Origin of the sequence: Brumimicrobium aurantiacum, from assembly GCF_003402975.1 — a bacterium.
GTDB lineage: Bacteria > Bacteroidota > Bacteroidia > Flavobacteriales_D > Crocinitomicaceae > Brumimicrobium > Brumimicrobium aurantiacum.
The window spans coordinates 173529-200449 of sequence record NZ_QURB01000001.1 but is presented as its reverse complement, the minus strand read 5'-3'; the positions used below and the strand labels follow the sequence as shown (position 1 = coordinate 200449).

Annotated in this window: 21 protein-coding genes; 18 read left to right on the top strand and 3 right to left on the bottom strand. The window is 34.7% G+C overall.

Annotated elements, in window-relative coordinates; all coding sequences use genetic code 11:
- Positions 1–197 precede the first annotated feature (197 nt).
- Entirely contained in the window at positions 198–1049 is an 852-nt protein-coding gene (locus DXU93_RS00955; RefSeq protein ID WP_116879369.1) for a hypothetical protein, read from the top strand.
- A gap of 134 nt (positions 1050–1183) precedes the next feature.
- Here DXU93_RS00955 and DXU93_RS00950 read toward each other — a convergent pair whose 3' ends face one another.
- A complete protein-coding gene (locus DXU93_RS00950; protein ID WP_116879368.1) occupies positions 1184–3694 on the bottom strand; it encodes a leucine-rich repeat protein in 2511 nt (836 codons plus the stop codon).
- Between the two features lie 530 nt (positions 3695–4224).
- Between DXU93_RS00950 and DXU93_RS00945 the strand changes: the two genes are divergently transcribed.
- The 4 genes from DXU93_RS00945 (at position 4225) to DXU93_RS00930 (ending at position 7035) form a co-directional block, all read left to right on the top strand.
- A complete protein-coding gene (locus DXU93_RS00945; protein WP_116879367.1) occupies positions 4225–4707 on the top strand; it encodes a DUF6653 family protein in 483 nt (160 codons plus the stop codon).
- Positions 4704–5525, top strand: a complete 822-nt coding sequence (locus tag DXU93_RS00940; RefSeq protein ID WP_240623400.1) for an AraC family transcriptional regulator — start codon at positions 4704–4706, stop codon at positions 5523–5525. The genes DXU93_RS00945 and DXU93_RS00940 overlap by 4 nt, the downstream gene beginning before the upstream one ends.
- Before the next feature lie 88 nt (positions 5526–5613).
- Positions 5614–6723, top strand: a complete 1110-nt coding sequence (gene chrA, locus DXU93_RS00935; protein WP_116879366.1) for a chromate efflux transporter — start codon at positions 5614–5616, stop codon at positions 6721–6723.
- Between the two features lie 63 nt (positions 6724–6786).
- Positions 6787–7035, top strand: coding sequence for a BPTI/Kunitz domain-containing protein (locus DXU93_RS00930; protein WP_116879365.1), 249 nt, complete (start codon positions 6787–6789; stop codon positions 7033–7035).
- A gap of 11 nt (positions 7036–7046) precedes the next feature.
- Here DXU93_RS00930 and dacB read toward each other — a convergent pair whose 3' ends face one another.
- Positions 7047–8519 carry a D-alanyl-D-alanine carboxypeptidase/D-alanyl-D-alanine endopeptidase gene (gene dacB / locus DXU93_RS00925; RefSeq protein WP_116879364.1) on the bottom strand — a complete coding sequence of 491 codons (1473 nt, stop codon included), beginning with the start codon at positions 8517–8519 and terminating at the stop codon, positions 7047–7049.
- Positions 8520–8558: 39 nt separating this feature from the next.
- Between dacB and asnB the strand changes: the two genes are divergently transcribed.
- The 10 genes from asnB to DXU93_RS00875 all read left to right on the top strand — a co-directional run bounded on the left by asnB (position 8559) and on the right by DXU93_RS00875 (position 22018).
- A complete protein-coding gene (gene asnB / locus DXU93_RS00920) occupies positions 8559–10412 on the top strand; it encodes an asparagine synthase (glutamine-hydrolyzing) (RefSeq protein ID WP_116879363.1) in 1854 nt (617 codons plus the stop codon).
- Positions 10397–11569: a glycosyltransferase gene (locus tag DXU93_RS00915; RefSeq protein ID WP_116879362.1), complete on the top strand. Its 1173-nt coding sequence runs from the start codon at positions 10397–10399 to the stop codon at positions 11567–11569. Before asnB ends, DXU93_RS00915 begins: the two co-directional genes overlap by 16 nt.
- Positions 11566–12345, top strand: a complete 780-nt coding sequence (locus DXU93_RS00910; protein ID WP_116879361.1) for a polysaccharide biosynthesis/export family protein — start codon at positions 11566–11568, stop codon at positions 12343–12345. Before DXU93_RS00915 ends, DXU93_RS00910 begins: the two co-directional genes overlap by 4 nt.
- Positions 12345–14660, top strand: a complete 2316-nt coding sequence (locus tag DXU93_RS00905) for a polysaccharide biosynthesis tyrosine autokinase (protein WP_116879360.1) — start codon at positions 12345–12347, stop codon at positions 14658–14660. The genes DXU93_RS00910 and DXU93_RS00905 overlap by 1 nt, the downstream gene beginning before the upstream one ends.
- A 19-nt stretch (positions 14661–14679) precedes the next feature.
- Positions 14680–15228, top strand: a complete 549-nt coding sequence (gene rfbC, locus DXU93_RS00900; protein WP_116879812.1) for a dTDP-4-dehydrorhamnose 3,5-epimerase — start codon at positions 14680–14682, stop codon at positions 15226–15228.
- 22 nt (positions 15229–15250) lie between these two features.
- Positions 15251–16324: an MraY family glycosyltransferase gene (locus tag DXU93_RS00895; protein ID WP_116879359.1), complete on the top strand. Its 1074-nt coding sequence runs from the start codon at positions 15251–15253 to the stop codon at positions 16322–16324.
- Positions 16325–16465: 141 nt separating this feature from the next.
- Positions 16466–17395 (top strand): lytic transglycosylase domain-containing protein, encoded by a 930-nt coding sequence (locus tag DXU93_RS00890; RefSeq protein WP_116879358.1) that lies wholly within the window; start codon positions 16466–16468, stop codon positions 17393–17395.
- A gap of 27 nt (positions 17396–17422) precedes the next feature.
- Positions 17423–20224, top strand: coding sequence for an excinuclease ABC subunit UvrA (uvrA, locus tag DXU93_RS00885; RefSeq protein ID WP_116879357.1), 2802 nt, complete (start codon positions 17423–17425; stop codon positions 20222–20224).
- Positions 20225–20228: 4 nt separating this feature from the next.
- The gene (locus tag DXU93_RS00880; protein WP_116879356.1) at positions 20229–20912 is read left to right on the top strand and encodes an LOG family protein; all 684 of its coding nucleotides are present in this window, start codon (positions 20229–20231) and stop codon (positions 20910–20912) included.
- An 89-nt stretch (positions 20913–21001) separates the two neighbouring features.
- Positions 21002–22018 carry an META domain-containing protein gene (locus DXU93_RS00875; RefSeq protein ID WP_116879355.1) on the top strand — a complete coding sequence of 339 codons (1017 nt, stop codon included), beginning with the start codon at positions 21002–21004 and terminating at the stop codon, positions 22016–22018.
- Between the two features lie 57 nt (positions 22019–22075).
- Here the strand turns inward: DXU93_RS00875 and DXU93_RS00870 are convergent, their stop codons facing one another.
- Positions 22076–23284: a BaiN/RdsA family NAD(P)/FAD-dependent oxidoreductase gene (locus DXU93_RS00870; protein ID WP_116879354.1), complete on the bottom strand. Its 1209-nt coding sequence runs from the start codon at positions 23282–23284 to the stop codon at positions 22076–22078.
- Between the two features lie 481 nt (positions 23285–23765).
- Between DXU93_RS00870 and tatA the strand changes: the two genes are divergently transcribed.
- Genes tatA through DXU93_RS00855 form a run of 3 tightly spaced genes read left to right on the top strand, consistent with a single transcriptional unit; the run spans position 23766 to position 26866 of the window.
- Positions 23766–23957, top strand: coding sequence for a twin-arginine translocase TatA/TatE family subunit (tatA, locus tag DXU93_RS00865; RefSeq protein WP_116879353.1), 192 nt, complete (start codon positions 23766–23768; stop codon positions 23955–23957).
- Positions 23958–23974: 17 nt separating this feature from the next.
- Positions 23975–25384 (top strand): Asp-tRNA(Asn)/Glu-tRNA(Gln) amidotransferase subunit GatA, encoded by a 1410-nt coding sequence (gene gatA, locus DXU93_RS00860; RefSeq protein ID WP_116879352.1) that lies wholly within the window; start codon positions 23975–23977, stop codon positions 25382–25384.
- Positions 25385–26866, top strand: coding sequence for a lytic transglycosylase domain-containing protein (locus DXU93_RS00855; RefSeq protein WP_116879351.1), 1482 nt, complete (start codon positions 25385–25387; stop codon positions 26864–26866).
- Positions 26867–26921 lie beyond the last annotated feature (55 nt).

The following is a 26921-nucleotide window of genomic DNA, read 5'->3' as shown; positions in this document are numbered from 1 at the left end:
AAAATTCAGGTTTAATATATTTGAAATAGTTCCAACTAAAAGCGTGATCATCCTCTTGATTTACAAGTGAAGTTTACGATAAATATTGAAAAAACTCTTCAAAATAGACGAAAATTGCATAGTCTTCAACGAACATTTTGAATGCTGATTTGTATTTTATTTAATCGAAATAGAAAACAAATTTAAATTCAATACTCATGAAAAAAGTAGTACAACTATTCACATTTTTATTCTTAGGAACAGCTGTTTATGCTCAAAGCCAAAATGAGATTGAAGGAGTTACTGATCAAGGAATAGAATTTAAAGTCGGTTCAGAGTTTGGTTTTTTGTCTGTACTCTCTCACAAAGTTCAATTTGATCAAGATGGAACTTATTTCGATTATGCCAAAGATGGAGGTCAGGATGTTTTGTTCCCTTTTAAACGCTTTACGGCCGAAATTTCAAAAAATAGAAACACGTTTGTCTTACTTTATCAACCTCTTAAATTAGAATCTACCGTTACTCTAAACAATGATTTAGAAGTGAATGATTTGGTTTTTCCAGCTGGTTCTGCAGTAAACCTATTGTATGGATTTCCTTTTTATCGCGTGAGTTACATGAGGGAAATGATTAAAAAAGATAGTAAAAATTCATTTGAAATTGGTGCGTCCCTCCAAATTCGAAATGCAACGATCTCTTTCGAATCAACAGATGGGAGTTTATATAGAACCAATAGAGATGTAGGTCCTGTTCCAGCCTTTAAAATGAGAGGACGAAGATATTTTTCAGAAAGCTTTTTTGGTGAATTTGAAGTTGATGGAATGTATGCGCCAATTAGCTATTTGAACGGAAGTGACAATGAAATAACAGGGGCAATTGTAGATGCTAGTTTAAGAACAGGATTTGAAATCAATAGAAATTTCGAGACTTTTTTTAATGTAAGATATCTAGCTGGAGGAGCTGTTGGAACTTCAGATAATGAAAATGGACCTGGAGATGGTTATACAAGAAACTGGTTGCATTTTGGAACTGTTTCAGCTGGAATTTCTTATCGATTTAATGCGAATTAACTAGATGTTTTAGTTTCATCCTCATTTAATTATTTATTGTCATAACCTATAAGAGGGGACTTGACAAAAGCTTTTAAGGAAAAATAGCCTCCAAATTAATTTGGAGGCTATTCCTTTAAGATTAAAGTTATAGATTAGTTCTTAATTAGTTTTTTGATGATAATAGTCCCATTTTCTGCCTTTAACTTTACTATATACTGTGCCGTTTCTAAATCAGAAATATCGATACCTATTTCATCATCCATCTGTTTTAGCGATACACTTTTTAGAAGTCTACCATTAAGATCGTAGATTTTCATTTCCTCCATTTGTAGTTGACCATTATTTTGCAAGTAGATCTTTTCACTTGAAGGGTTTGGATATAGAACCAATGAGGAAGTCTCCTTATTTTGTGTTTCGATATCTAAAATCGGGTTTACAAGAACGGTTTTCACGCAAGTAGTGGTGTTTCCTGATTGGTCTGTTACTGTGAAGGTAAAGTCGTGGAAACCTTGTGTTAGTGGAGTCCCCGCTGCAGGTGATTGAGAAATATTAGTAATCGTACCATCACAATTGTCATGTGCAATGATATCTCCATTTGCTGCAAAATGTGGGACAATGTATATACTGTCGCTTTTCTCTCCAATAATTTCTTTGTCGAAGCAATCCAGTACTGGCCCAATATTGTCAATTACAGTTACAATAGAAGTACATGTAGATGAATTTCCATTATTGTCGGTAACGGTTAATGTTACATCATTATCTCCGAGCATAGAACAGTCAAAATAGTGAGTGTCTATACTGTAACTTTCTATAGAACAGTCGTCTGTAGTGCCATCGTCTATGTCGCTAGATGCAATTGTAGCTACTCCAGTACTATCTAACGCAACAGTAATGTCTTTACATATTGTTATTGGAGGATAAATGTCTACAACATCAATTTCAAACATAGTTGAGCCTGTACATCCATTAACGTCGGTAACTTGAACGGTATATGATCCTTCAGGTAGACCTGAAATGTCTTCTGTAGTAGCTCCATTATTCCATAAATAAGTATAGGGAGGAGTACCTCCGAAGGTTGTTAAGTGGATTAAACCAGTACTGTCACCATTGCAAAATATATTTCCAGTAAACGTTGAGAAGCTAATTTCATCAGGAGCTGATACTGAAAAATAATCAGTTTCTGTACACCCGTTAACATCTGTGACTGTCACTTGGTAATATCCAGAGGTTGATAGTCCACTTAAATCCTCAGTTGTTGCATTGTTACTCCATGAAAAAGTATAAGGAGCCGTACCACCAGTAACGCTTATGTCAATTTCCCCATTACTATCCCCATAACATGTTAGATTAGTTATATTTGATGTAATAATAATTTCAGAAGGCTCAGTAATTGTTGCTGATTCAGTTGAAGTACAACCATTATTGTCAGTTATAGTTACTGAATAGTTTCCAGCTGTTAAACCTGTAATATCCTCGGTTGTCGCATTGTTACTCCACAAATAGGTATATGGCGCAACTCCACCTGTAACTGTCAAATCGATTTCACCATTGTTACCACCATTACATAAAACATTAGTTTCCACTGAAGCAGCACTTAAAGCTGAAGGCTCAGTAATTGTTGCTGATTCAGTTGAAGTACAACCATTATTGTCCGTAATAGTTACGTAATAGTTTCCAGCTGTTAAATTTGTAATATCCTCGGTTGTCGCATTGTTACTCCACAAGTAGGTATAAGGAGCTGTTCCTCCTGTTACATTTAATGAGACAGATCCATCAAATAAGCCATTACAACTGATGTTATCAATTAGACTAACTAAAGAAGATAAACCGTTTGAATCATTTATGGTAACATTAACATTTGATGAATTTGAACAAGACCCTGGTGTCGAATAAGTAACTGTATAGCTTCCTGTTAGAGACGCAGAGACATCTATGCTACCTGTAGAAGAATCTATGCTTAACCCAGCTGAACTTGAAAATGTACCACCTGGAACCCCTGTTATTGTAGGTGTTGGATCAACTGAATTTGTACAGTAAACCAAATCTGAGTAAGAAAAATCAGCATTATCGCTTGTTGTTATAGTGTTGAATCCAGTCCATCCTGCAGTGGTATAAGCAGTAGAACTATTTGGTGGAATTTTTAAACCGATATTTGCATTATTGTTAAATGTATCGAAGGGTAAATTGGCTGGGTTTGTACTTTTAGATGTGACACAAGTTAATAAATTGGAATATCCAAAAGCATTATTACCAATAGAAGTTACTGAATTGGGAATAGTAACATTTGTCAATTGATTTTGATAAAAAGCATGCCCTCCAATAGAAATTACTGAATTGGGGATAATAACGTTTGTTAATTGATTAATTGAAAAAGCATAATTACCTATTGATATTACCGTATTAGGTATAGTAACACTTGTTAATTGTTTATTTGAAAAAGCATATTCGCTAATTGAAGTTACAGCATAGGAAATTCCAGTATATGTAACACTATCTGGTATTATTATTGTTGTTGAGCTAGAACCAGAAGGTCCTTTAACTTTCACAGTATAAGGTGCTGTTGTAGATGTTACACCATATTCTATATCACCTATTGAAAATGTCTGTGCATTTGCATGCGAATAAAAAAAGGCGAAGACTATAAAGGCGAGTATTAACTTCATAATTTAAATTGATTTTATTGGTTAAGGTCTTTCTTTAACTACTTTAATGAATATATTTCAAATGTTCTTCTTCATTTCTTAAATGAATTATTCTCTTCTAATTTCTTGCTATATAAACGCATCAACTTCCATTAATTGAATTCGTTAATAAAACCATATTGCTAGCCCTAAAGAATCATTTTTAGAGTCAATAGCTTTATCTTTTATTAAGATGTCCTGTAAAGTTCAGGAAAAAAATCCAAAGAAATCTATTAAAAAACAATATTACATAAAATGCTTTAGTTTAACTAATTGTTGGTGAATAGGTTGTGGTTGTAATGGTGCTGAGTAATTTCTCCTTTGGATTACTTTTATAGATTCTTTCCTTTGACACTAACTTAAATATTATGCTTTAATTTGAGTTTTCAGGATTAAAGATTGAAACTTATTCCATTCTTCTTTGGTTTGAAATATTAGTATCAAGTGAGTGAAGTAATTATTGTTTATTTTAGTACCCTATTTGTTTAACTTTAAAACACGAATCGCATTCAATGAGCGTAGAAAAGAAAATAGCGAAAGCATTTAATCTGGAAGGGGATAGCTGGATGAAACACACGAATCCATGGTCGATTTGGACCCGATTTGCAACACTTCCATTTATTGTTTTGGCAGTCTGGTCACGCGTATGGATTGGTTGGTATTGCTTAATCCCTATCGCAATTCTCATTATTTGGCTATTCATTAACCCAACGCTATTTCCTAAACCGAAGGACTTAAATAACTGGGGCTCTAAATCGGTATTGGGTGAAAAGTTTTGGTCTGAACGTAAACAGAATCCTGTTCCTTCACACCACCATACCCCAGTTAAAATTTTAACCCTATTGCAAACCTTAGGTGGAATAGCCCTCATTGTTGGTTTGTGGAAATTGGATTTGGTATTTACAATTAGTGGGACAATTACTGTTTATTTGTCAAAGATGTGGTTCCTCGATCGAATGGTTTGGCTATTTGAAGAGATGAAAGAAGCTAAATGATGGATTCTAAACTCAGTATAAAAGATAAAACCAAAGCATCTGAAGGAATAAAAGTTGCACCGTTTAGACAACACATTCGTAAGACTTTACCGCATAAACACAATAGTTATTTTGAAATTATATACTTAACAAAAGGTAGCGGTTTTCATACGATCGACACTGTTGAATATGAAATCAAAACCCCTGTAGTGTTTACTATTCGTAAAGAACAAGTCCATTTTTGGGATATTCACTCCCTTCCCGAAGGTTATGTCGTTATTATTAAAAAATCCTTTGTCGAGAACTGTTTGGATGCAGAAATTAAACGTTTGATTTCAGAGTTAAGTGCTCAAACTTGTCTGTTTCCTTCGTCAACTTTAATCGATGAAATTTTTAAACTGCTCTGTGATGAAGTAAAAGGTAAGAGCCTTGCAAATCGTGCTATAATTGAAGGACTACTCAAAGCGCTTTTGGCAAAATTGCTTGAATCATCAACTCCAAACTCATCTCCTCAAGGTAAGAATACCATTTTTCGAAAATTTGTAGCATTACTGGAGAATGATCAGGAAGTAGCGAATAAAGTGAGTTTTTATGCTGGGAAATTAAATACGACGCCACAAAACCTCAATGCAATATGTCGGAAAGAAATAGGAGAATCAGCTTCAACAGTGCTTTCTGAACATCTCATCAACGAAGCAAAAAGACGATTGATATATACGAATGATACTGTGAGTGAAATTGGAAATAAGCTCGGATTTAAAGATAATTCTCATTTTACAAAGTACTTTAAACGATATGTTGATTTAACGCCAAGTCAATTTAGAAAAACGAATAATTAAGACCATAGCTTTTTCAAATAGACCATAATACTAGCTTCGTATTGTATAGATTTGCGGTATTCAATAAATCTTAATACCGATTCAAAAGATGAATGAGAAGTTAAAAGAAGTTGCCAAATTATTTTTCAAACTAGGAAGTATTGCTTTTGGTGGACCCGCTGCGCATATCGCAATGATGGAAGATGAAGTAGTGAAGAAAAGAAAATGGATTTCACAACAGCACTTTTTAGATATGATTGGTGCTACGAATTTAATTCCTGGGCCAAATTCAACTGAAATGACAATGCATTGTGGTCATGAAAGGGCTGGTTGGAAAGGACTCATTGTCGCAGGAACTTGTTTCGTTTTTCCAGCAGTCATGATTACAATGTTAATTGCTTGGTTGTATCAAGATTACGGTCAATTACCTTCAGTAGAACCTTTTATTTATGGAATAAAGCCAGCAGTTATTGCTATTATTTTAGGAGCCGTTTATCGATTGGGAAAGAAAGCACTGAAGAGTATTTGGCTTGGGGTTTTGGGAGCGCTCACTTTAGTTGTTTGCCTCATGGGAGTTCATGAAATCTTAGCCTTGTTTGCATGTGGATTGTTGGGTCTGATTTGGCATTTTATCCAAAACTCGAAGAACAACTTGAAGAGTGTGGCACCTTTATTATTGTTGCAAACTGCAGCTTCTGCTGGTACTTTAAAAGTGTTGTTGACATTCTTGAAAGTCGGTGCTTTACTTTATGGAAGTGGTTATGTGTTGTTTGCTTATTTGGATGCAGAATTGGTGGCCACTGGTTTGCTGACACGACAAGAATTGATTGATGCTGTGGCTGTAGGACAAATTACACCTGGTCCAGTTTTGTCAACTGCAACTTTTATTGGATGGCAGTTGGGTGGATTTTGGGGAGCGATTGCAGCAACTATTGGTATTTTCCTTCCCTCTTTCATCTTTGTAGCGATTCTAAATCCTCTAATTCCAAAAATGCGAAAATCTAAAACAATCTCTGCTTTTTTAGATGCAGTGAACATCGCTGCAGTCGGAGTGATAGTAGCTGTTTGTGTAGAAATGGGAGCTGAAACACTAGTCGATTGGCGCACTATATTAATAGCAGTAGCAAGTATGATTACGGTTTTTGTTTTCAAGAAAGTGAACAGTGCATTTATTGTGATTGGTGGGGCTGGTTTAGGATTTCTTTTAACTTTGGTTTAAAAGTTTGTTAATGAAATAAATGAAGATCTATTTCGTTTAATTATTAGGATCAATACATTGAAAATGAAGAATATATTATATAGTTTAATGTTGTTACTTGGAGTAGCATTAATTTCTTGTACTAAAAATTGTGATAATCAACCTACAGCGTGTGAAGATGAATTACCTACAGGAACTGTTTGTCAGGCCTATTATACAAGTTGGTTTTACAATGTAGACAATAATAAATGCGAAGAACAAGGGTACAGTGGATGTTCGCCAATAGGATTTGAAACCCAAGAAGAATGTGAAGCTTGTTTGTGTAATAAATAATTGCGGTTTAATTAATACACCGCCATTGCATTAAAAACCTTTTCCATGCGTTTAACCAATTGATAATTGCTGAGGTTGTCATTATTTACAATTAACGCAAAGGCAATTTTCCTTCCACTTCGACTGTCAACGTATCCCGAATAAGACTTTATTCGATTCATGGTTCCGCTTTTTGCTTTCAATCTTCCTTGTGCAGCTTGACCTCGACAAACACTGCGCAAAGTACCACTTTTTCCTGCAACTGGTAGTGTTGCTTCGAAGGCTTCAAAACTCTTAGCATTAAGCATATACTTCAGTAATTGAATGTAATGATTTGCACTAAAAGCGTTGGTTCGAGATAATCCACTTCCGTCTGTTTGGTACATTTTTACCCCTAATCGCGATTCCCAATAGTTATTCATAAAATCTTCACTTTCCTGACTTCCACCGAATCCTGTGGATTGATATGTTGATAAGCAATACAATTGTTCGGCAAAGAAATTCACACTTCTCATATTTGTCCAAAAAGCAATGTCTTCAACGGATTTTCCTTCATGTGTCAAAATGCGATTAAATGTTCCATAATTTAGTGTAGAATCTGGGTGTTCTTGAAGAATTTTTCTCATTCCTATTGGTGATTTTTCAACGAAAACACCTGTATCTTCTAATGCTTTTTCTAAACTTTGGGCCAATAAGAGTTCCGGATCAGGGACACTAGCCTTAACTTCGAAGTTAGATTTGTTACGGGGTAAATTTCCAATCGCAAAACGCTCATAAGAATAAGGAGTTCCATAAATGTAGGCATTGTCTCTACTCGATGCGTAAGTAGTGACTTGATTATGCAATTTAAACCCAGGAATTTTTGGAGTCATTGAATCTAATTTTGTTGGTCCATCCAATAGAGAACTCGTAGAAAAATGTAAATAAGCCATATTATCGTAAACAGCACACCCACTTGCGCCTGAACCATAATAATTTCCCATGTCAGACCACGACCATCCATCAGGAGCACCATGATAACCGAAGGCAGAACCATCTGCAATTACACTTCCGTTAATTTTTTTAATTCCATTTTTTTGTACGGCCTCAACCCATGCGTCTAAAAAATCATTGGCTTCTTCTTTTTCATTAAAATATCGACTTCCTAAACTAGGATCACCTAAGCCTCTAATGACAATATTACCATTTAAAGTTCCTAAAGAATCGATTTCTCCAACTGTATAAATGATGGTTTTCGCCTTATAGTCTTTCCCAAGAATTTCAAAGGCTGCAGCGGTTGTAAATAGTTTTACTGTTGAGGCTGGAGGCATCGCTGTTTTTGGGTTTAAACTCCCTAAGATTTGATTACTGTCAAGATCAAAAGCCATAAAGCTAATTCCCGCATTTTCTAGTGATTCATGTGTTTTGAAATTGTCAATGGCTTGCTGTACAGCATTGTTTTGCGCAAGAACAGTAGATAAATTAACAAAAAACAAGTAGAATATACAAACAACTGTTATCTTCATAGCGAGATTTTAAATTTTTATAAAAATCGACAAAATATTATGTGTGGCATAGTTGGATTGAAAAAACTTTACGAAACCCCTAAAGATAGTGATAAAAATCGTGTTGATAAAGCACTTTTGAGTCAACATCACCGTGGTCCTGATAATACCTCAAATACAATTTTTGGTCAAACTGTATTAGGGCACAATAGGTTAGCAATTATTGATTTAAATGAAAGGTCAAATCAACCGTTTTTTGATGCTTCAGGACGCTATGCTATTATTTTTAATGGAGAAATTTATAATTATCCAGAATTAAAAAATAAGCTACTTCAAAAGGAATATATTTTTCAAACTTCATCAGATACAGAAGTATTGTTGTACCATATGATCGAATTTGGTGCGGATGGTATTGATCAATTAGAAGGATGTTTTGCTTTTTCATTTTATGATCAGCAAGAAGATGAAATGATTTTGGCTCGAGATCATATGGGGATAAATCCTCTTTTATTTTCCATTCAAGAAGAAGAGGTGCTTTTTGCCTCAGAGCTTTCTGCTTTTAAATATCTGCTCTCAACGTCAGTAGTAAATGAAAAAGCGCTAAATGCCTATTTTCAATTTACGTATGTTCCAGCACCAGAAACGATGATTGTTGGAGTGCATAAATTGTTGCCAGGACATTATTTGAAAGTAAAGAAAGATGCAATTGACATTGTAAAATACTATTCAGTTCGTGATGCTGAAAAGATTGATATGCCTTATGATATAGCGGTAAAAGAAGTAAGGAATAAACTAGAAACTGCAGTCATCAAGAGGTTAAATGCAGATGTTCCGGTAGGAACTTTCCTGAGTGGAGGAGTAGATAGTTCTGTGGTTTCTCAAATTACAGCAGGTTTTAAAACGGATGTCAATACTTTTTCAATTGGATTTGTGGGGAATGACTTTTTTGATGAATCAGAATATGCGAAAAATGTAGCCAAACACATCAACTCAATTCATCATCCAGTACAATTAGCGAAAGAAGATATTGTTCAATCTTTTAAAGAGGTCATGAAAGCTTATGATGAACCTTTTGCTGATTCAAGTGCAATAGCCATGTATTTCTTGTCTAGAGCAGCCAAAAAAGAAGTTACGGTTTGTTTATCAGGAGATGGAGCAGATGAAATATTCGCAGGATATAATAAGCACAAAGCATATATTCGAAGTAAGCAACCTGGAGTTTTAATTAAAGTTGCCACTAAATTTGCTGGAAAAATGTCTGGGGGAAATCGCAGAGGTAAAATGGCAAATAAAGTGAGGCAATTAAAAAAGTTTGGAAATTTACTTCAACAAAAATGGCCTAATTCGTATTGGATGCTGGCTCAATTTATATCTCTTGAACGAAGAAATAATCTGCTTTTAAATAGTCAGCCTTATGAAAGCGTTATTCAACCAGGAACGGATAGTTTACAGCATTTTTTAATGACAGACCAGCAATTTGTTCTGCCTAACGACATGTTAAAAAAGGTAGATATGATGAGTATGAATAATTCATTAGAAGTAAGAACTCCTTTTCTTGATCGTGACTTAGTTGATTTTGTAAATGGACTACCAGATGAATATAAATATCATCAAGGGGTAGGTAAAAGAATTTTACGTGATGCTTTTAGAGACAGCTTACCAGATGAAGTTTTTTCACGTTCCAAAAAAGGATTTGAAGTTCCCTTGCAGGATTGGATTCAATCTGTTTGGAGTGAAATCGTTGATGAAAGTTGGTTTTCGTCTTCATTTCTTGAACAACAAGATGTGTTTTCTAAGGAAGGTGTCGATAAACTAAAGTCCGACTTTGATCGTGCGCAAGAGGAAGAAGCAACAGTAACGATGTGGGCATATATTGTATTTCAAAATTGGTATAAAGAATGGACAGAAAAATAAAAGTTGTTCGTATAATTAATCGTTTTAATATTGGAGGGCCAACATTTAATGCCACTTTTCTGACCAAATTTTTAGGCGATGAGTTTGAAACTACCTTAATTGGAGGCGTTCCAGATGAGGGAGAAAAAGATTCTCACCATATTCTAAAGCAATACGGTATAGAACCTATCATTATCCCTGAAATACAAAGAAATCTCGATCCTAAAAAGGACTTTGCAGCCTATAAAAAAATCAAGGAGATTTTAAAAGAGATTCAGCCAGATATCGTACATACCCATGCTTCTAAAGCTGGGTTTGTGGGGCGTGCCGCAGCAATTTCTCTGAATATTCCTGTGGTTTTACATACGTTTCATGGGCATGTTTTTCATTCTTATTTTGGGAAAGCCAAAACTCAACTATTTAAAAGTATAGAGCGTTATTTAGCACGAAAATCCTCTGGGATTATTGCCATTAGTAATTTACAAAAACAGGAGTTGGGGGAGATCCATAAAATAGCTCCATTAGATCGAATTAAAGTAATTCCTCTCGGTTTTGATTTGGCAAAATTCTATGAAAACAAACAAAAAAACAGAAAAATTATTCGAGCGCAATACAATATAGCTGATGATGAGGTTGCCATCGCTATTGTAGGCCGATTGGCACCTGTTAAAGACCATGCCTATTTTCTTGAGGTTATTGAAAACTTACTTCAACAAACCAAAACAAAAGTAAAAGTATTTATTGTTGGTGATGGAAGTGAAAAAGCGATAATTCAAGAGCGTGTGGATGAGATTAATGCTAATTATCCTGAAACAATTACTATGACCTCATGGATTTTAGATATCGCACAATTCAATCAAGGGATGGATATTATGTGTCTAACGTCTAAAAATGAAGGGACTCCAGTGAGTGTAATTGAAGCACAAGCTTCAGGTCTTTCTGTAGTGTCAACAGACGTTGGAGGAGTGCGAGATATATTAGCAGATGGTCAGGCTGGTTTTGTGATAAACAGAAAAAATATCAAGGAATATACCGATAAATTACGTTTATTAGTGGAAGATTCTTCCTTACGTGAAAAATTTTCTATTTTCGGCCAAAATAACGTGAAGTATAAATTTAGTTATCATCGCTTGGTTGATGATATGAGAAAACACTATAAATCATTATTGAATAAATGAGCATTATAAAATTACTCTTATTAACTTTTTCTATTGCTATACTAGCAACTTCTTGTAGTGTAAATAGTCATGTAATGTTCAAGGAAGGAGAGGCGGAAATTATTACAGATAATATCCCGTTATCACCTGATGATGCGTACAAGCTGGCCCCAGATGATAAATTTACATTTACACTTTTCGTTGAAAATGGAAAAAGAATTATCGATGTAGGTTCTGGAATAGGAAGTGAAGCGAATGGAAGTCAAAGACTAGGTGGAACAACCACATTCCAATATTTGGTGAGAAAAGATGGTCAAGCCGAATTGCCAATGTTAGGTTTAGTCGACATGGCTGGACTCACTGTAATCCAAGCCCAAGAGAAATTAGCAAAATTATTTTCTGTAAATTACATCGATCCTTTTATACAAATTCAAGTGACCAATCGTCGCGTAATTGTTTTTCCAGGTTCTGGTGGAGATGCAAAAGTTATAGCGCTTCAAAATGACAATACCACTTTGATGGAAGCCATTGCTTTAGCTGGTGGAATCACGGAAAGAGGAAAAGCAAGTGTTATAAAAGTAATGCGACAATCTGAGGAGGGAAGAAAAGTATATCAAATTGATTTAAGTACGTTAGAAGGCTTAAAATATGCAGATATGATTGTACAATCCAACGACTATATTTATATTGAACCAACAAAACAGTTAACAAGAGAATTCTTGCAAGAGGTATCACCAATCGTTTCTCTAATTTCGTCTGCAATCTTAGTGATTTCAGTTTTTACAATGTTTAATTAATGATAAATCAAAAAGGAAAAATATTTGTAAATACAACCTTGGATTTCAAGGTTCTAAAGATTGTCATTAAACGAAATTGGTATTGGTGTGTATTGATTTCATTAATACTAGGAATCCTTGCCTTTTCTTATGTTCGTTATACCAAACCTATTTACGAATCAAAAATGCTGATTCAAATAAATAGTGAAAATCAAGGCGCTGATGTTTTAGGGTTTGCTGAAGCACGAAGTGACGGATCTATTGCTAAAGAAATTGAATTGCTCCGTTCTCAGATGTTGTTTGAGAAAGCTGTTCAAAATCTTCCTCTAACAGTTTCTCATTATGCGAAAGGAGAGTTTTTAACCGAAACACTCTACAAACAAAATTCAGTGAGTATTGATCCGGTATTGTTAAAAGATAGCTCTTTGTTCGGTGTTCCAATTTATCTATCAGTTGATGAAGAAAAGGTATTAATGAGGTTTAATCACAAAGGGGTTGACTATAATTATAAATTTATTCCTAATTCTTTAGTTCAAACACCATTTTTTAAAATGCGTGTTGATATTTTAAACTGGAATCAATTCAAAACTAACTCCTCTAATAATAAATACTATATTGTTTTAAACGAAGATAAAGTTCTAGCCAATAACTTACATTCAGGATTAAGTGTTTCTTTGGTTGATAATAATGCCAAAACAGTGGAGGTTGCTTATCGAAGTAGTAGTCCCCAACTCGCTACTGATATGGTAAAATCTTTAGTGAGTAATTTCTTTAATTATGACGAAGATTTAAATAAAGAAAGTGCGGATAATATCCTTGATTTTATCAATCAGCAGTTAGATTCACTAACGCAGGAATTATCTGTTTCTAAGGATAGTATAATGTACTATCAACGCCGTGAGAATATTACAAACCCTGAATATTTAACAAGTTCAGTAGCTTCTAAAATGGAGAAACTTAAAGCTGAAGAAAACAACGCACTTGAAGAAATGAGGGTGCTGGAAACAGTAAAGAAAAAAATAGAAGGAAACCCAAATAGCTTAGATGTTTACAGACTAATTCCAATCATTATTGGGAAGTCTTATGAATCGAGTTTAAATCAGCAAATTCAAGAATTATATGAGTTAATTGAGGAGAAGGAAGATTTATTGTTTCAAGTTACGCCTCAAAATGAAAAAATATCAAAATTAGAAGGACGTATTCAAGTGCGTAAAGAGAATATTGATGAAGTCGTTGTTTTACTGAGCAGTAGAATTAAAGAGAAACTTGCCATCATTCGAAAGGATTTAGCAGAAATAGAGGAGTTGTATTTTAAACTTCCGGAAAAACAAATGGAGCTTTCTCGATTAATGAACATTAAAGAATTGAATGAGAAGTATTTCTCATTATTAACAGATAAGCGAGTAGTTTATTCAATTTCTAATGCAGGATATTCAACGGATAATAAAATATTAAATGATGCTGTGGTGCCTAATCAGTCTGTTTTTCCTAAAGTTGGAATGATTTACGGTGCAGCCCTTTTCCTTTCGATTAGTTTGTCAATTCTTATCTTATTGCTGCGTTACCTTGCGTTTAATGAGATTAATCAACTTTCAGATCTTAAAACTCTTATTCCAGATAGTGTTGGTGTTTTAGGTTCTATACCTTTGGTGAAAAATAAGGCGGATCACTCAATTTTAGTCGTTGATAAAAATCCAAGGTCCATGATAAGTGAAGCGTTCCGTACGGTAAGGACTAATTTATCATTTGTAAAGAATGATATTCGAACAATTACTGTAACCTCAACCGTTTCTGGTGAAGGGAAAACTTTTATTGTCTTGAATTTGGCTGGAATTATTGCAATGTCAGGGAAGAAGGTATTGGTGGTCGATTTAGATATGAGAAGACCTGTTGTTCACAAAGGTTTAGGAGCAAATAACAATAAAGGAATGAGTAATTTATTGGCTAGACTTTGTGAAAAAGAAGATGTCATTCAAAAATCAAGGATTCAAAATTTAGACTTTATATCTGCTGGTCCAATTCCGCCGAATCCTTCTGAACTTATTCTAGGTAGCCGTTTCGATGAGTTAATAGAAGAGTTTAAAGAGGCCTACGATATGGTGATTTTTGATAACCCTCCAGTTGGTATCGTTTCTGATGGGATTCAAGTTTTACGAAAAGCAGATGTTCCAATATATGTATTTAGATCAAACTACTCTAAACGTCATTTCTCTGAAAAACTATTTGATATTTCAGAAATTAAAGAATTAAAGAATATTAATATTGTATTGAATGCTGTCGATGCCAAAAGTAGTACTTATGGTTACGGCTATGGAAATTACTATTCGGAAGATTAATAACAAAAAAAGATTTACCTTGAAGATAATAGAAACAGGAATTGATGATTTAATAGTATTAGAACCAGTAGTTTTTGGTGACGAAAGAGGCTATTTTTACGAATCCTTTAATGAAAATGTTTGGAAGGAGAAGGTTGGGAAAGTACCTAATTTTGTACAAGATAATGAATCAATGTCTCACCGCGGAGTCTTAAGAGGTTTGCATTTTCAAAAACCACCATTCGCACAAGCCAAATTAGTGAGGGTTGTTGCTGGTAGTGCAATTGATGTAGCAGTTGATATTCGAAAAAACTCTTCAACCTACGGACAGTCTTTTTCTGTAAAATTGACGGCTGAGAATAAAAAGCAAATGTTTGTCCCTGAAGGTTTTGCCCACGGCTTTGTGACCCTAGAAGATAATACTATATTTAGTTATAAGTGTACAAACTACTATAATAAAGAGAGTGAGGATGGTCTACAATGGAATGATTCTAGTTTAAATATAAATTGGGAGATTAATGACCCAATATTATCTGAAAAAGACAAAAGTTATAAAAGTTTTATTAATTTTGCCACACCATTTGATTAACCATTAGGCACTTAGACAAATTATGAAATCCATCACTTTAATTGAATACATCTATTTCTTTTTAGGTGCATTATGCGTTTCCTTTATTATGAATAAACTTGTTCTTAGGTTTTCTAAAAGCCTAGGAATTAGGAATAAAAATGATGTAGTTGTAAGATGGAGTAATGATTCAAAACCTTCTCTAGGTGGAATTAGTATGTATTTCACTTTCGTTGTTGGTGCCCTTGTCTGTGCAGTGGTTTTTTCCGATCAAAATATTTTTGATAATACTGAGTTTGTTGGCTTAATGGCAGCATCCACATTGGCTTTTGTTATTGGAGTCGCTGACGATGCTTACAACACAAAACCAATGTTGAAGTTGTTTGGACAAATATCATGTGGACTCATTTTTGTCTTTACCAATAATGCCATAGATGTTTTCCACCTACCAATTTTAGATGGTGTGATTACTGTGTTATGGGTGGTTGCAGTAATGAATAGTCTCAATATGCTCGATAATATGGATGGGATAACAGGGACTACTTCACTCTTTATTTTAATTTCATGTGTTACCATTTTTGGTCTCTTTTTTACGCAAGGTAATGTTCTCTGGTTGATCTTAATGGTGATTGAAATTGGTGCTTTGATTGGCTTTCTTTGTTACAATATTAATCCTGCAAAAATGTTTATGGGAGATACAGGGAGTCAATTTATCGCCTTGTTTGTCAGTTTTTTTGGTGTGAAAACTTTGTGGAATTTACCAGCAAACTATGAACTTCCATCATGGAGCGCTGTGTTTCTCATTTTAGCTGCTTTTACACCTGCAATAGTAGATACTCTAACAGTAGTAATTAATCGTACTAAAAGGGGAGTTTCGGTAATGTTAGGAGGAAAGGACCATACTACTCATCATTTAGTGTATAAAGGACTTTCGGATTTTAAAGTTTGGTTGGTTTTTACTTTTATTGGATTGCTCTCAACCGCCTTAGCGATATTAATAGCTTATTTTATTAGTGTTGAACAGGTCTTCATGTCCTTAATGGCTTTCGTGTTTTTCCTAATTGTATTTTTCTTACTATATAGAAATACAATAAAGTATAAAGCGCCAGAAAATTAATCATCACTGATTCTAGCAATGGATCTTTTTCTTTAGATTTTGTAAATTCAATCTTATGATATTTTACATTATCTTGAATTTTTAGCCACTTACTAGATGGTTTTCTTTCATTACTTTTGTAGTTATTAAAACTGATGATCAATGAAAAGAACTTTTCTTGCTTTTATTACACTTTCATTTTTATTGGCTGCTTGTGAAAACGAGCCAGTGGATGTGGCCAAAGAGCCAATAAAGCTAACAAAAGAAAATGTAGAGAATCACTTCGTTTTACCTAAGATCCCCGAACAAATGACATTTGCTGGACAGGTGATTTCATTTAAGGATCTTGACTTAAAAGAAAGACTAGACAATGAGTTGGTGGTCAATAATTTTTGGCATTCGAATACCATTATGATGATGAAAAGGTCGAGTCGTTGGCTACCCATGATGAAGCGCATTTTTAAAGAAGAAGGAGTGCCCGAAGATTTGGTTTATATTTCTGTAATTGAAAGTGGCTTGAAAAACGTTACAAGTCCTCGAGGTGCTAAAGGTTTTTGGCAATTTATGGAACCTACTGCAAAGGAATTGGGTTTAACCATTAATCATCAAATGGACGAAAGATATCATGTTGAGAAAAGTACACGAGCAGCTTGTACCTACTTGAAAAAATCACACGAGCGATTCGATGATTGGATTTTAGCCGCAGCTTCATATAATTTGGGAATGTTTGGAATTGCAGATAACCTCGAAAGACAAGGCGTAAATAACTTTTTTGATCTCTCCTTAAATTCAGAAACAGCGCGTTATATCTTTAGAATGTTGGCCATAAAATTGGTGTTTGAAAACCCAAACAATTATGGTTTCTACCTGAATGAAGAAAATTATTATCCAGCATATCAAACTCAAGAAGTTGTTGTTGACTCTACAATAGCAAACCTATACAATTGGTCAATTGAGCAAGGAATTACCATCAAAATCTTACGTAAATTAAACCCTTGGATTAGAGGTCGCGACTTTATCGTAGAAGAAGGAGAATCTTTTACTTTTAAAATTCCAGAAAATAATGAACAACTTGGCCGATTCGAAGGTTAACAATAGGTATATTTAAGTACAAATATTATGAATGATAAAATAGAAATTCTTGGAGCAAAAGAACACAACCTAAAGAATGTTGATTTAACAATTCCTCGAAATGAACTTGTTGTTTTTACGGGGTTGAGTGGGTCTGGTAAATCTTCTTTGGCTTTTGATACCATTTTTGCTGAGGGTCAGCGTCGCTATATTGAAACATTCTCTGCCTATGCTAGACAGTTTCTTTCAGGAATGGACAGACCCAATGTGGATAAAATAGATGGACTTTCACCCGTGATTTCTATCGAACAAAAAACCGTTTCTAAAAATCCGCGATCAACAGTAGGAACAATTACTGAAGTCTATGACTTTATGCGACTGCTTTTCGCCCGTATCGGAACAGCTTTTTCTTTTGTTTCTGGTGAAGAAATGGTGAAATACTCAGACGATCAAATTGTTTCCTTGATAATTCAAGATTTTGAAAATGAAAAAGTGGTGTTTCTAGCACCACTCGTTAAAGGAAGAAAAGGACATTACCGCGAACTTTTTGAACGTATGCTCAAAAAAGGTTTTACCAAAATGCGTGTCGATGGTCAAATTGTTGATATCACGCCTGGAATGAAGGTGGATCGTTATAAAGTGCACGATATCGAATTGGTGGTCGACCGTGTGAAAGTAGACAAAAAAGACAAAAAACGACTTAAGAAAGCGGTGGAGACAAGTATGGAAATCGGTGAAAAATCGATGATGCTTCAAAAATACAACGCCAAAGAAGTGAGACATTTTAGTCGAACATTAATGTGTCCCACTTCTGGAATAAGTTACCCCGATCCGGAGCCGAATTTGTTTTCTTTTAATTCACCATATGGAGCATGTTCTAATTGTAATGGTTTAGGAGAAGTTTCTGTTATTGACCTTGAGAAAATTATTCCAGATGATTCTCTATCTATAAAAGAAGGAGGTTTAGCACCGTTAGGGAAGTATAAACGAACTTGGATTTTCGAAGCCCTTGAAAATTTTTTAAATGATGAAGGATTTACCTTAAAAACACCTCTAAAAGAAATTCCAAGTGAGGTGATGACCTCTGTTTTATATGGTCGTGAAGCTACGCGAAATAAAAATGGAAAGAATGTAGCCTCTTTTGAAGGAATCATTGATTTTTTAACCCGACACATTGAAGAGAAAACTTCGGCAAAGATTACCCGTTGGGCGCAATCTTTTATGAATAAAAAGACGTGTCCAACGTGTGAAGGTTCACGCTTAAAAAAAGAAGCACATTATTTTGAAATTGACGGTCATCATATTGGTCAATTAGTAGAAATGGATATCGATGAATTGGCTCACTTTTTTAAAGACTTACCAGACAAACTTGGTAAGTCTGAAATGATTATCGGTAAGGAAATTTTAAAAGAAATCAACGACCGACTTTCATTTATTTTATCGGTCGGATTGAATTACTTAACACTTAATCGTTCTGCGAGAACACTATCAGGTGGGGAAGGGCAGCGAATTCGATTGGCAACTCAAATTGGATCAGAGTTGATGAATGTTTTATATGTCCTCGATGAACCGAGTATTGGATTGCATCAGCGTGATAATACAAGGTTAATCGAATCTTTAAAACACCTTCGAGATACTGGAAACTCAGTAATAGTTGTGGAACATGATCGTGAAATGATCGAAGCCGCAGATTTTATCGTAGATATTGGCCCAGGCGCTGGAGTTAGAGGAGGAGAGATCATCAACGCAACGACTTGGAAAGAATTGCTAAAAAGAGATTCACTTACTGCTGAGTACTTATCCGACAGAAGGAAGATTGAACTTCCCGATGAAAGAAGAAAAGGTAATGGAAAGCACCTGACTTTAAAAGGAGCGACAGGACACAATCTGAAAAATGTAGATTTAAAAATTCCATTAGGTACATTCACTTGTGTGACAGGTGTTTCAGGAAGTGGTAAATCTTCTTTAATCAATCAAACATTGTATCCGATATTGAACGCGGAAATCTACAATGGCGTAAAAGAGCCTTTGCCGTATAAAAAAATCAATGGAATTCAGCATTTAGATAAGGTAATCGAAATTAATCAAGATCCAATTGGAAGGACTCCACGCTCTAATCCAGCAACATATACCAAAGTCTTTGATGAAATAAGAAGCTTGTTTGCGAGCTTGCCGGAAGCGCAAATTCGTGGGTATAAACCAGGTCGTTTTTCTTTTAATGTAAAAGGCGGCCGTTGTGAAACCTGTAAAGGTGGAGGTCTCAAACAAATCGAAATGAATTTCTTGCCAGATGTTTACGTTGAATGCGAAACGTGTGGAGGGAAACGATATAATCGAGAAACACTTGAGGTACGTTATAAAGGAAAGTCAATTCATGATGTGCTGGATATGACCATCGAAAAAGCAACTGAGTTTTTTGAGCCTATTCCAAAGATTCATCGTATATTGTCTACGTTGCTGTCTGTTGGATTAGGATACATTAAACTAGGTCAACCTTCCACAACAGTTTCTGGAGGAGAGGCGCAACGTATAAAATTATCAACTGAACTCTCTAAAAAGAGTACGGGAAAAACCATTTATATTCTAGATGAACCTTCAACTGGTTTGCATTTTGAAGATATCCGAATGTTACTTGATGTTTTGAACCGTTTGGTTGATGAAGGAAACACTGTACTAGTAATCGAACATAACCTTGATATTGTTAAGGTCGCTGATTATATCATCGATGTTGGTCCAGAAGGTGGAAAGTCTGGAGGGCGAATTGTTGGTGAAGGAACCCCAGAGAAGTTAGTGAAGAATAGTAAGGATTCGATTACAGCAAAATATTTAAAAATAGAATTAGAAAGATAAAATTATGAGTCATAAAACAGGAAAAGATTGGAATGAGATAAAGTCAAATGATAGTTGGGCGATTTTTAAAATCATGTCTGAATTTGTACAAGGGTATGAAAGTATGGCTAAAATTGGTCCGAGTATCTCAGTTTTTGGTTCTGCAAGAACACAAGCCCACAATAAATATTATCAAAAAGCTGTAAATGTCTCTAGAATGTTGGCTGAAAGAGGTTATGGTGTTATCACTGGCGGTGGTCCTGGAATTATGGAAGCTGGAAATAAAGGTGCTCAAGAAGGAGGTGGACAATCTATTGGTTTGAATATTGAATTACCTTTCGAGCAAACAGGAAATAAGCATATTGATGTTGATTGTAACTTGAAATTTGATTACTTCTTCGTAAGAAAAGTTGTCTTTGTAAAGTATTCTCAAGCTTTTGTTGTACTTCCTGGTGGATTTGGTACACTTGATGAAATGTTTGAAGCACTAACTCTGATTCAAACCAAAAAGATTGCAAAGAAACCAGTAGTATTAATTGGTAAAGATTATTGGTCTGGCTTAATTGATTGGATTAAAAACACAATGTTGGCAGAAGGAAACATTTCTGCAGATGACCTTAATTTGTTTAAAGTAGTTGAGGATGAAGAGGAAGCAATTGAATATATAGATGACTTCTTTAAGACCCATTCTTTGACTCCAAACTTCTAGAATTAACATATTATAACCATTTAGTACCGTGATACGGCTGCTATGTCACTAATTCTCTTAATTATAAGTATATAACCAATACGATTTATATGAAAATTAAAAATGCAATGTTTATCGCGATTGGAATGTTTTTCCTTCAAGCGTGTTCCACTACGAAAACTGAAACTATGTGGATTAGTGGAATTAAATCAGAATGTGATGCTGGAAGCGGTAAAAAGAAATGTTTAAACGTGCATAAAGGTGAGAACCTATCGGATGAAAAATGGGAGTACTTCTATAATAGTATTGATGGTTTTGAATTTGAAGAAGGTTTGATGAAAAAAGTAGAGGTGGATGTAAAACAGCGTGAAGAGCAAAATACACCTTCCGATGCTTCGACAATTGAATATGCTTTGATCAAAGTTTTAGAGTCAAAGACTGACCCAAGATTTGCTTTAAATAACGAATGGGTTCTTGCAACTATCAATAAGTCTAAAATTAATAAAATGATTCTATTGCCGACTTTAAAAATTGATGTTAAAACAATGCAAGTTTCTGGTAATGGAGGCTGTAATGTGTATGCTAGTAAAATAAACGAGTTAACAACAGAAACAATTGATTTGGAAGATGGTGCGGTAAGTGCTATGAACTGTTTTAATAAAAACATGGAAGCTGAATACCACAAAGCTTTGGCGCAAATCAAAACTTATGAGGTGAAAGATGATCAATTGACGTTTTTTGATGAAGATGGAAAAGAAAAATTGACTTTTATTAAAGTCGATCCAAAACAACCTAATCCTGCACTTGGAGGAAAATGGATGAATATTAAAATCAAAGAAGACTCTATTCAAAAGTTTAATGATACACCAGAACTTACAATTGATCTAGATAATATGATGATTGCAGGTAAAGATGGATGTAATAATTTTAATGCGTCAATCAATACAGTTACAAGTGAAGTATTAAAATTTGATGCAATTGCTTCTACTAAAATGATGTGTCCTGAAATGGAGTTGTCAAATCAGTTTTTAAATGCATTGAGAACAACCGTTACTTATAAAATTAAAGGTGATAAGTTGATTTTATTTGATCATAACCAGGAGCAAGTTTTGGTGTTCAAAAAATAATTATCTGAGATAAATTGAATGCGAAACGATGATTTATATTCAAATAAGTCATCGTTTTTATTTTAATTTCCCTGCAATAAACCCTGTTGTCCATGCCGCTTGGAAGTTGTATCCTCCAGTAATTGCATCAATGTCGAGTACTTCTCCAGCAAAATAAAGACCTGGAATGTGTTTACTTTCCAAGGTTTTACTGTTGACGCTTTGTAAACTTACTCCACCACAAGTCACAAATTCTTCCTTAAAAGTCGTCTTCCCTTTTACTTCGTAAATATCGTTGGTTAACAATTCAATTAATTTGTGTGTTCCCTTTTTACCAATTTCATCCCATTTTTGAGTCAGTGGTAACTCTGCTTTTGTTAATAAGAAATGCCATAATCGAGAAGGTAACATGTAAGGACGAATATTCTGTAATTGCTTTTGACCATGGTCTGTCATGATATTAAGAATCTCTTGTCTTACAATTTCTTGATTTTGCTCATTGGTCCAATTCACTTGTAAGTTGAACTGGTAGTTTTTATCAGATAAAAGTCGTGCGCCAAATGACGAAAGTACCAAAACTGCAGGGCCACTCATTCCCCAATGCGTAATCAATAAAGGACCGTTTCCAATTAATTTTTCTCCTTGAATTCTTGTTGTAGCTTGATCAACGGCAACACCCATCAACGATTTTACTTTTTCATTCGGCATGTTGAATGTAAATAAACTAGGAACCGGGGACTTAATTTCATGTCCTAAATCAGCCAACCACTGCAGTCCACTCATTTTTGGACTTCCTCCAGCAGCAACTATAACCTTGTCAAAGAAGATGTTATTCACGTCGTCTAAAAATAACGAAAGCCCATTTTCTTCAGGTTGAATCTTTTTTACTGAAGCCTCAGTTTTAATGGTGATGCCAAGTTTTTGAACTTCATTCATTAAACAATCTACAATCGTTTGTGAGTCATCAGACACCGGAAAAACCCTTTGGTCATCTTGTGCATAAAGTTCAACTCCTCTTGAAGTAAACCATTCATGTGTGTGTATTGTATTGAATTTCTGAAATAATTTCTTGAGTTGTTTTCCACCTCTAGGATAGGCCTTACTTAATTCTGAAATTGAAGTTGTAGCATTCGTTACGTTACATCGTCCACCTCCAGAAATTTTAACTTTTGATAAAAGCTTTTTTGACTTTTCAAGAATAATGACTGTACTTGACGGATAATTTGATTTTGCTTGAATTGCTGCAAAAAATCCTGCTGCACCTCCACCGATAACTCCAATTTTCATAACTCAAGATTTAGATGCAAAGTTAGTATTCTAAGAGCATAATGTTAAGCTTTTGAAATATTTTAAATGCCCATCTGGAACCTCACAAGTATACAATCTAAAGTGAGTTATATATAAGCTTATATTTTTGTGTTCCAAAATGGTTTTAGCGACATGATTATGTGTATTCAATGCATTAATGACTTGCAAAGTGTCTGAAAAGTATTTGATTATAATATTAGAGAATCTCTTTCAATGCTTTGATTCGTTTGACCTTCTTCATGTTTCATCATTGTTAATAATCCCTTCTAAAAGTTATATTGTTTATTGCAAGTCCAGTTTAATGAATGTTAAAATACTGTTTGTTCAATCGTTTTTATGCGCTTAATCCTTTGCTATTGTTGATAAACTTTGGATTTGAAAATTCGTTATAAACTTTGTGTGCGATGGTCGTAGTTTATTACAATAATACGTAACTTTGCATAAATTAAATTTAGATAAGATGATTTTAGGAATGTTTGGTCCTTGGCAAGTAGTTCTAGTTGTAGTAGTTGTATTATTACTCTTTGGTGGACGAAAAATACCTGAGCTTATGAAAGGTTTAGGAAAAGGAATGAAAGAATTCAAAGATGCTACCAACAATGATGAAGAGTCAGGTAGTAACGATGATAAAAAAGACAATAACAAGAAATAGGTTAAATTCCCTTATTCATGTATAAAACTTTTAACGAGATAAAGGCTGCCCTTGAAAAAGGTCGGTCTGTACAAGATATACTTCAATCGTACTTGGAGAACATTAAAGAACGCAAAGATTTAAATGCGTTTTTAGAAGTGTTTGAGAATTCTGCAAAAGAGCAAGCTATTGCGGTTGATGAGAAAATTAAAAACGGAACAGCGGGTCGTTTGGCAGGAATGGTTATCGGTATTAAGGATAATTTATGCTACAAAGGACATAAGGTTTCAGCAGCTTCTAAAATTTTAGAAGGATTTGAATCTATCTATACTTCAACGGTGGTAGAAAGATTAATCGCTGAGGACGCTATTATCATTGGACGTTTGAATTGTGATGAATTTGCAATGGGAGCGTCAAATGAAAATTCAGCATACGGTCCAGTAAGAAATGCACTGAATGAGGATTATGTACCTGGAGGTTCCTCTGGAGGTACGGCTTCAGCAGTTGCTGCTCAATTATGTACTGTTGCATTAGGTAGTGACACTGGAGGTTCAATCCGTCAGCCAGCTTCATTTACAGGGACAATTGGATTGAAACCAACTTATGGTAGAGTTAGTCGTTATGGACTAATCGCATACGCTTCTTCTTTTGATCAAATTGGACCAATTGCCAATAACGTTGAAGATATAGCACTTGTAACAGAAATTATTGCAGGTGGCGATGAATTTGATGGAACGGCTTCTTCTAAAGAAGTACCTTCATTGACTCCAACTCCTTTAAAGCAAAAAATGAAAATTGCTTATATTAAGGAAACGCTTGATACCGATGGTGTAGATCCAGAAATTAAGGAAAGAATTGAGCAATTAGTAAATTGTTTGAGAGCAGATGGTCATGAGTTAATTCCTGTTTCATTTGCATACATTGAACAAATGGTTCCTACATATTATGTTTTAACAACAGCAGAGGCTTCTTCTAATTTGTCACGATTTGATGGTGTTCATTTTGGTTACAGAAGTAATGAAGCAAAAGGAGTTGAAGAAACATACATTAAATCTCGTACTGAAGGATTTGGAGACGAAGTGAAACGTAGAATTATGGCCGGTACTTTCGTACTTTCTCAAGGTTATTATGATGCGTATTACACAAAAGCGCAAAAAGTAAGAAGGTTGATTCAAGATCGTACTAACGAAATCTTGGCGCAAAATGATTTTATCTTATTGCCAACTACGCCTTCTACAGCATTTGAATTGAATTCAGTAAAAGACCCTATTCAAATGTATTTACAAGATATTTATACTGTTCAAGCTAATTTAGCGGGGAATCCTGCAATCTCACTTCCTATTGGAAAGCACAGTAATGGACTTCCGTTTGGTTTACAACTGATCGGTAAACATTTTGGAGAAAAAGAATTGCTTGATACATCAGCATACTTAATGGATTTTTGTTAGATGATAAAAAACGCAACAAGACACACATTTCAATTTTTACTATTATTCTGGAGTTTCACCGCTTTTGCTCAAGTTGAAACCACCGAAGTTGAAGACTCTACCACTGTAGAGGATACGCTAGAGGTGTTCGAGTATGAGCAATTTCTTCGTGTTGTAGACAATACACTTGAGGGTTATTATAGAGATTATGCTTCGACGGATGCTGAAGTTGATTCTATCATTAATGCCCTTGGTTATGATGAAGAGGATGTTCCAGAATTTCCAGACTCTGTTTATTGTCAGCGTATTGAAAAGATGAATGAAATGAATCCTTTTCAATTGGAATGTAATGATGATGTGGTTAAGGTCTTAAAGTTTTTTGCAAAGAACAGAAGAGGATTTACAAGTGTGGTTTTAGGTCGATCAAAACTTTACTTCACTATGTATGAGGAAATATTGTCGAAACACGATATGCCTCTAGAGTTAAAGTATCTTTCGGTAATTGAAAGTGGTTTGCGCCCTCAAATTCGATCTCGTGCTGGAGCATTAGGACTTTGGCAATTTATGTATCGTACTGGAAAATATTATGGACTAGATCAAAATTCATATATCGATGAGCGAATGGATCCTGTCTTGGCAACCGAAGCTGCTTGTTTGTATTTGAAAAAATTGTATGGTTTATACGATGATTGGAGTATGGCTCTAGCGGCCTATAATGCTGGCCCAGGTAACGTAAATAAAGCCATTCGCCGTTCTGGAGGGAAAATGACTTATTGGGAAATTCGTCCATATTTACCAAGAGAAACTCAAGGATATGTTCCGAACTTTATTGCCATGTCATATATGTTGACTTATCATGCAGAGCATAATGTTGTCGCAAGAGAGGCGAAATTTCACGATTTTGAAACAGATACTGTGTGCTTAAGAGATGGTCTTCACATGCAAACAATTGACTCGTTGATTAAATGGCCTGTTGAAGATATTCAAGCTTTAAATCCAATTTATAAAACGACTTATATTCCTAAGACTGATGAAAAGCAATGTATCACAATTCCAAATGAATATATTGGAAAGTGGGTTGAATTCGAGGACAGCATTTTTACACTTGATTCTTTGATTTATGAGAGTATTCCAGAAGAAGATAAAATCGTAAATCAAGCTACAATTCATTATGTTAGAAGTGGTCAAACATTAGGGCATATTGCAGGAAGATATGGTGTTAGGGTTCGTGATATAATGGAATGGAACAATATGCGTTCAACACGTTTGGCGATTGGTCAAAAGCTAACAATTTATGCGAAAGGTGCAGCGCCAAAACCTGAAGAAAAGAAATCTACTGTTTCTAATGCACCAATAAAAGGTGAGACACATACGATTAAATCAGGTGAGAGTCTTTGGATTATTGCTAATCGAACAGGTACTACTGTTAGCAAACTTAAAAAGTTAAATCCAGGAGTGAATCACAGGGATTTAAAAGTGGGACAAAAAATTCGCGTTAAATAATTTCGCTTGTTTCGTATTTCTTGGTTTGTTTAGCACAATTTTTGTAATTTGACTT

Bases quoted from the DNA above. Each gene is read 5' to 3' on its own strand.
- DXU93_RS00955 (WP_116879369.1), top strand. From the start codon at position 198: ATGAAAAAAGTAGTACAACTATTCACATTTTTATTCTTAGGAACAGCT.
- DXU93_RS00950 (WP_116879368.1), bottom strand. From the start codon at position 3,694: ATGAAGTTAATACTCGCCTTTATAGTCTTCGCCTTTTTTTATTCGCAT.
- DXU93_RS00945 (WP_116879367.1), top strand. From the start codon at position 4,225: ATGAGCGTAGAAAAGAAAATAGCGAAAGCATTTAATCTGGAAGGGGAT.
- DXU93_RS00940 (WP_240623400.1), top strand. From the start codon at position 4,704: ATGATGGATTCTAAACTCAGTATAAAAGATAAAACCAAAGCATCTGAA.
- chrA (WP_116879366.1), top strand. From the start codon at position 5,614: ATGAATGAGAAGTTAAAAGAAGTTGCCAAATTATTTTTCAAACTAGGA.
- DXU93_RS00930 (WP_116879365.1), top strand. From the start codon at position 6,787: ATGAAGAATATATTATATAGTTTAATGTTGTTACTTGGAGTAGCATTA.
- dacB (WP_116879364.1), bottom strand. From the start codon at position 8,519: ATGAAGATAACAGTTGTTTGTATATTCTACTTGTTTTTTGTTAATTTA.
- asnB (WP_116879363.1), top strand. From the start codon at position 8,559: ATGTGTGGCATAGTTGGATTGAAAAAACTTTACGAAACCCCTAAAGAT.
- DXU93_RS00915 (WP_116879362.1), top strand. From the start codon at position 10,397: ATGGACAGAAAAATAAAAGTTGTTCGTATAATTAATCGTTTTAATATT.
- DXU93_RS00910 (WP_116879361.1), top strand. From the start codon at position 11,566: ATGAGCATTATAAAATTACTCTTATTAACTTTTTCTATTGCTATACTA.
- DXU93_RS00905 (WP_116879360.1), top strand. From the start codon at position 12,345: ATGATAAATCAAAAAGGAAAAATATTTGTAAATACAACCTTGGATTTC.
- DXU93_RS00895 (WP_116879359.1), top strand. From the start codon at position 15,251: ATGAAATCCATCACTTTAATTGAATACATCTATTTCTTTTTAGGTGCA.
- DXU93_RS00890 (WP_116879358.1), top strand. From the start codon at position 16,466: ATGAAAAGAACTTTTCTTGCTTTTATTACACTTTCATTTTTATTGGCT.
- uvrA (WP_116879357.1), top strand. From the start codon at position 17,423: ATGAATGATAAAATAGAAATTCTTGGAGCAAAAGAACACAACCTAAAG.
- DXU93_RS00880 (WP_116879356.1), top strand. From the start codon at position 20,229: ATGAGTCATAAAACAGGAAAAGATTGGAATGAGATAAAGTCAAATGAT.
- DXU93_RS00875 (WP_116879355.1), top strand. From the start codon at position 21,002: ATGAAAATTAAAAATGCAATGTTTATCGCGATTGGAATGTTTTTCCTT.
- DXU93_RS00870 (WP_116879354.1), bottom strand. From the start codon at position 23,284: ATGAAAATTGGAGTTATCGGTGGAGGTGCAGCAGGATTTTTTGCAGCA.
- tatA (WP_116879353.1), top strand. From the start codon at position 23,766: ATGATTTTAGGAATGTTTGGTCCTTGGCAAGTAGTTCTAGTTGTAGTA.
- gatA (WP_116879352.1), top strand. From the start codon at position 23,975: ATGTATAAAACTTTTAACGAGATAAAGGCTGCCCTTGAAAAAGGTCGG.
- DXU93_RS00855 (WP_116879351.1), top strand. From the start codon at position 25,385: ATGATAAAAAACGCAACAAGACACACATTTCAATTTTTACTATTATTC.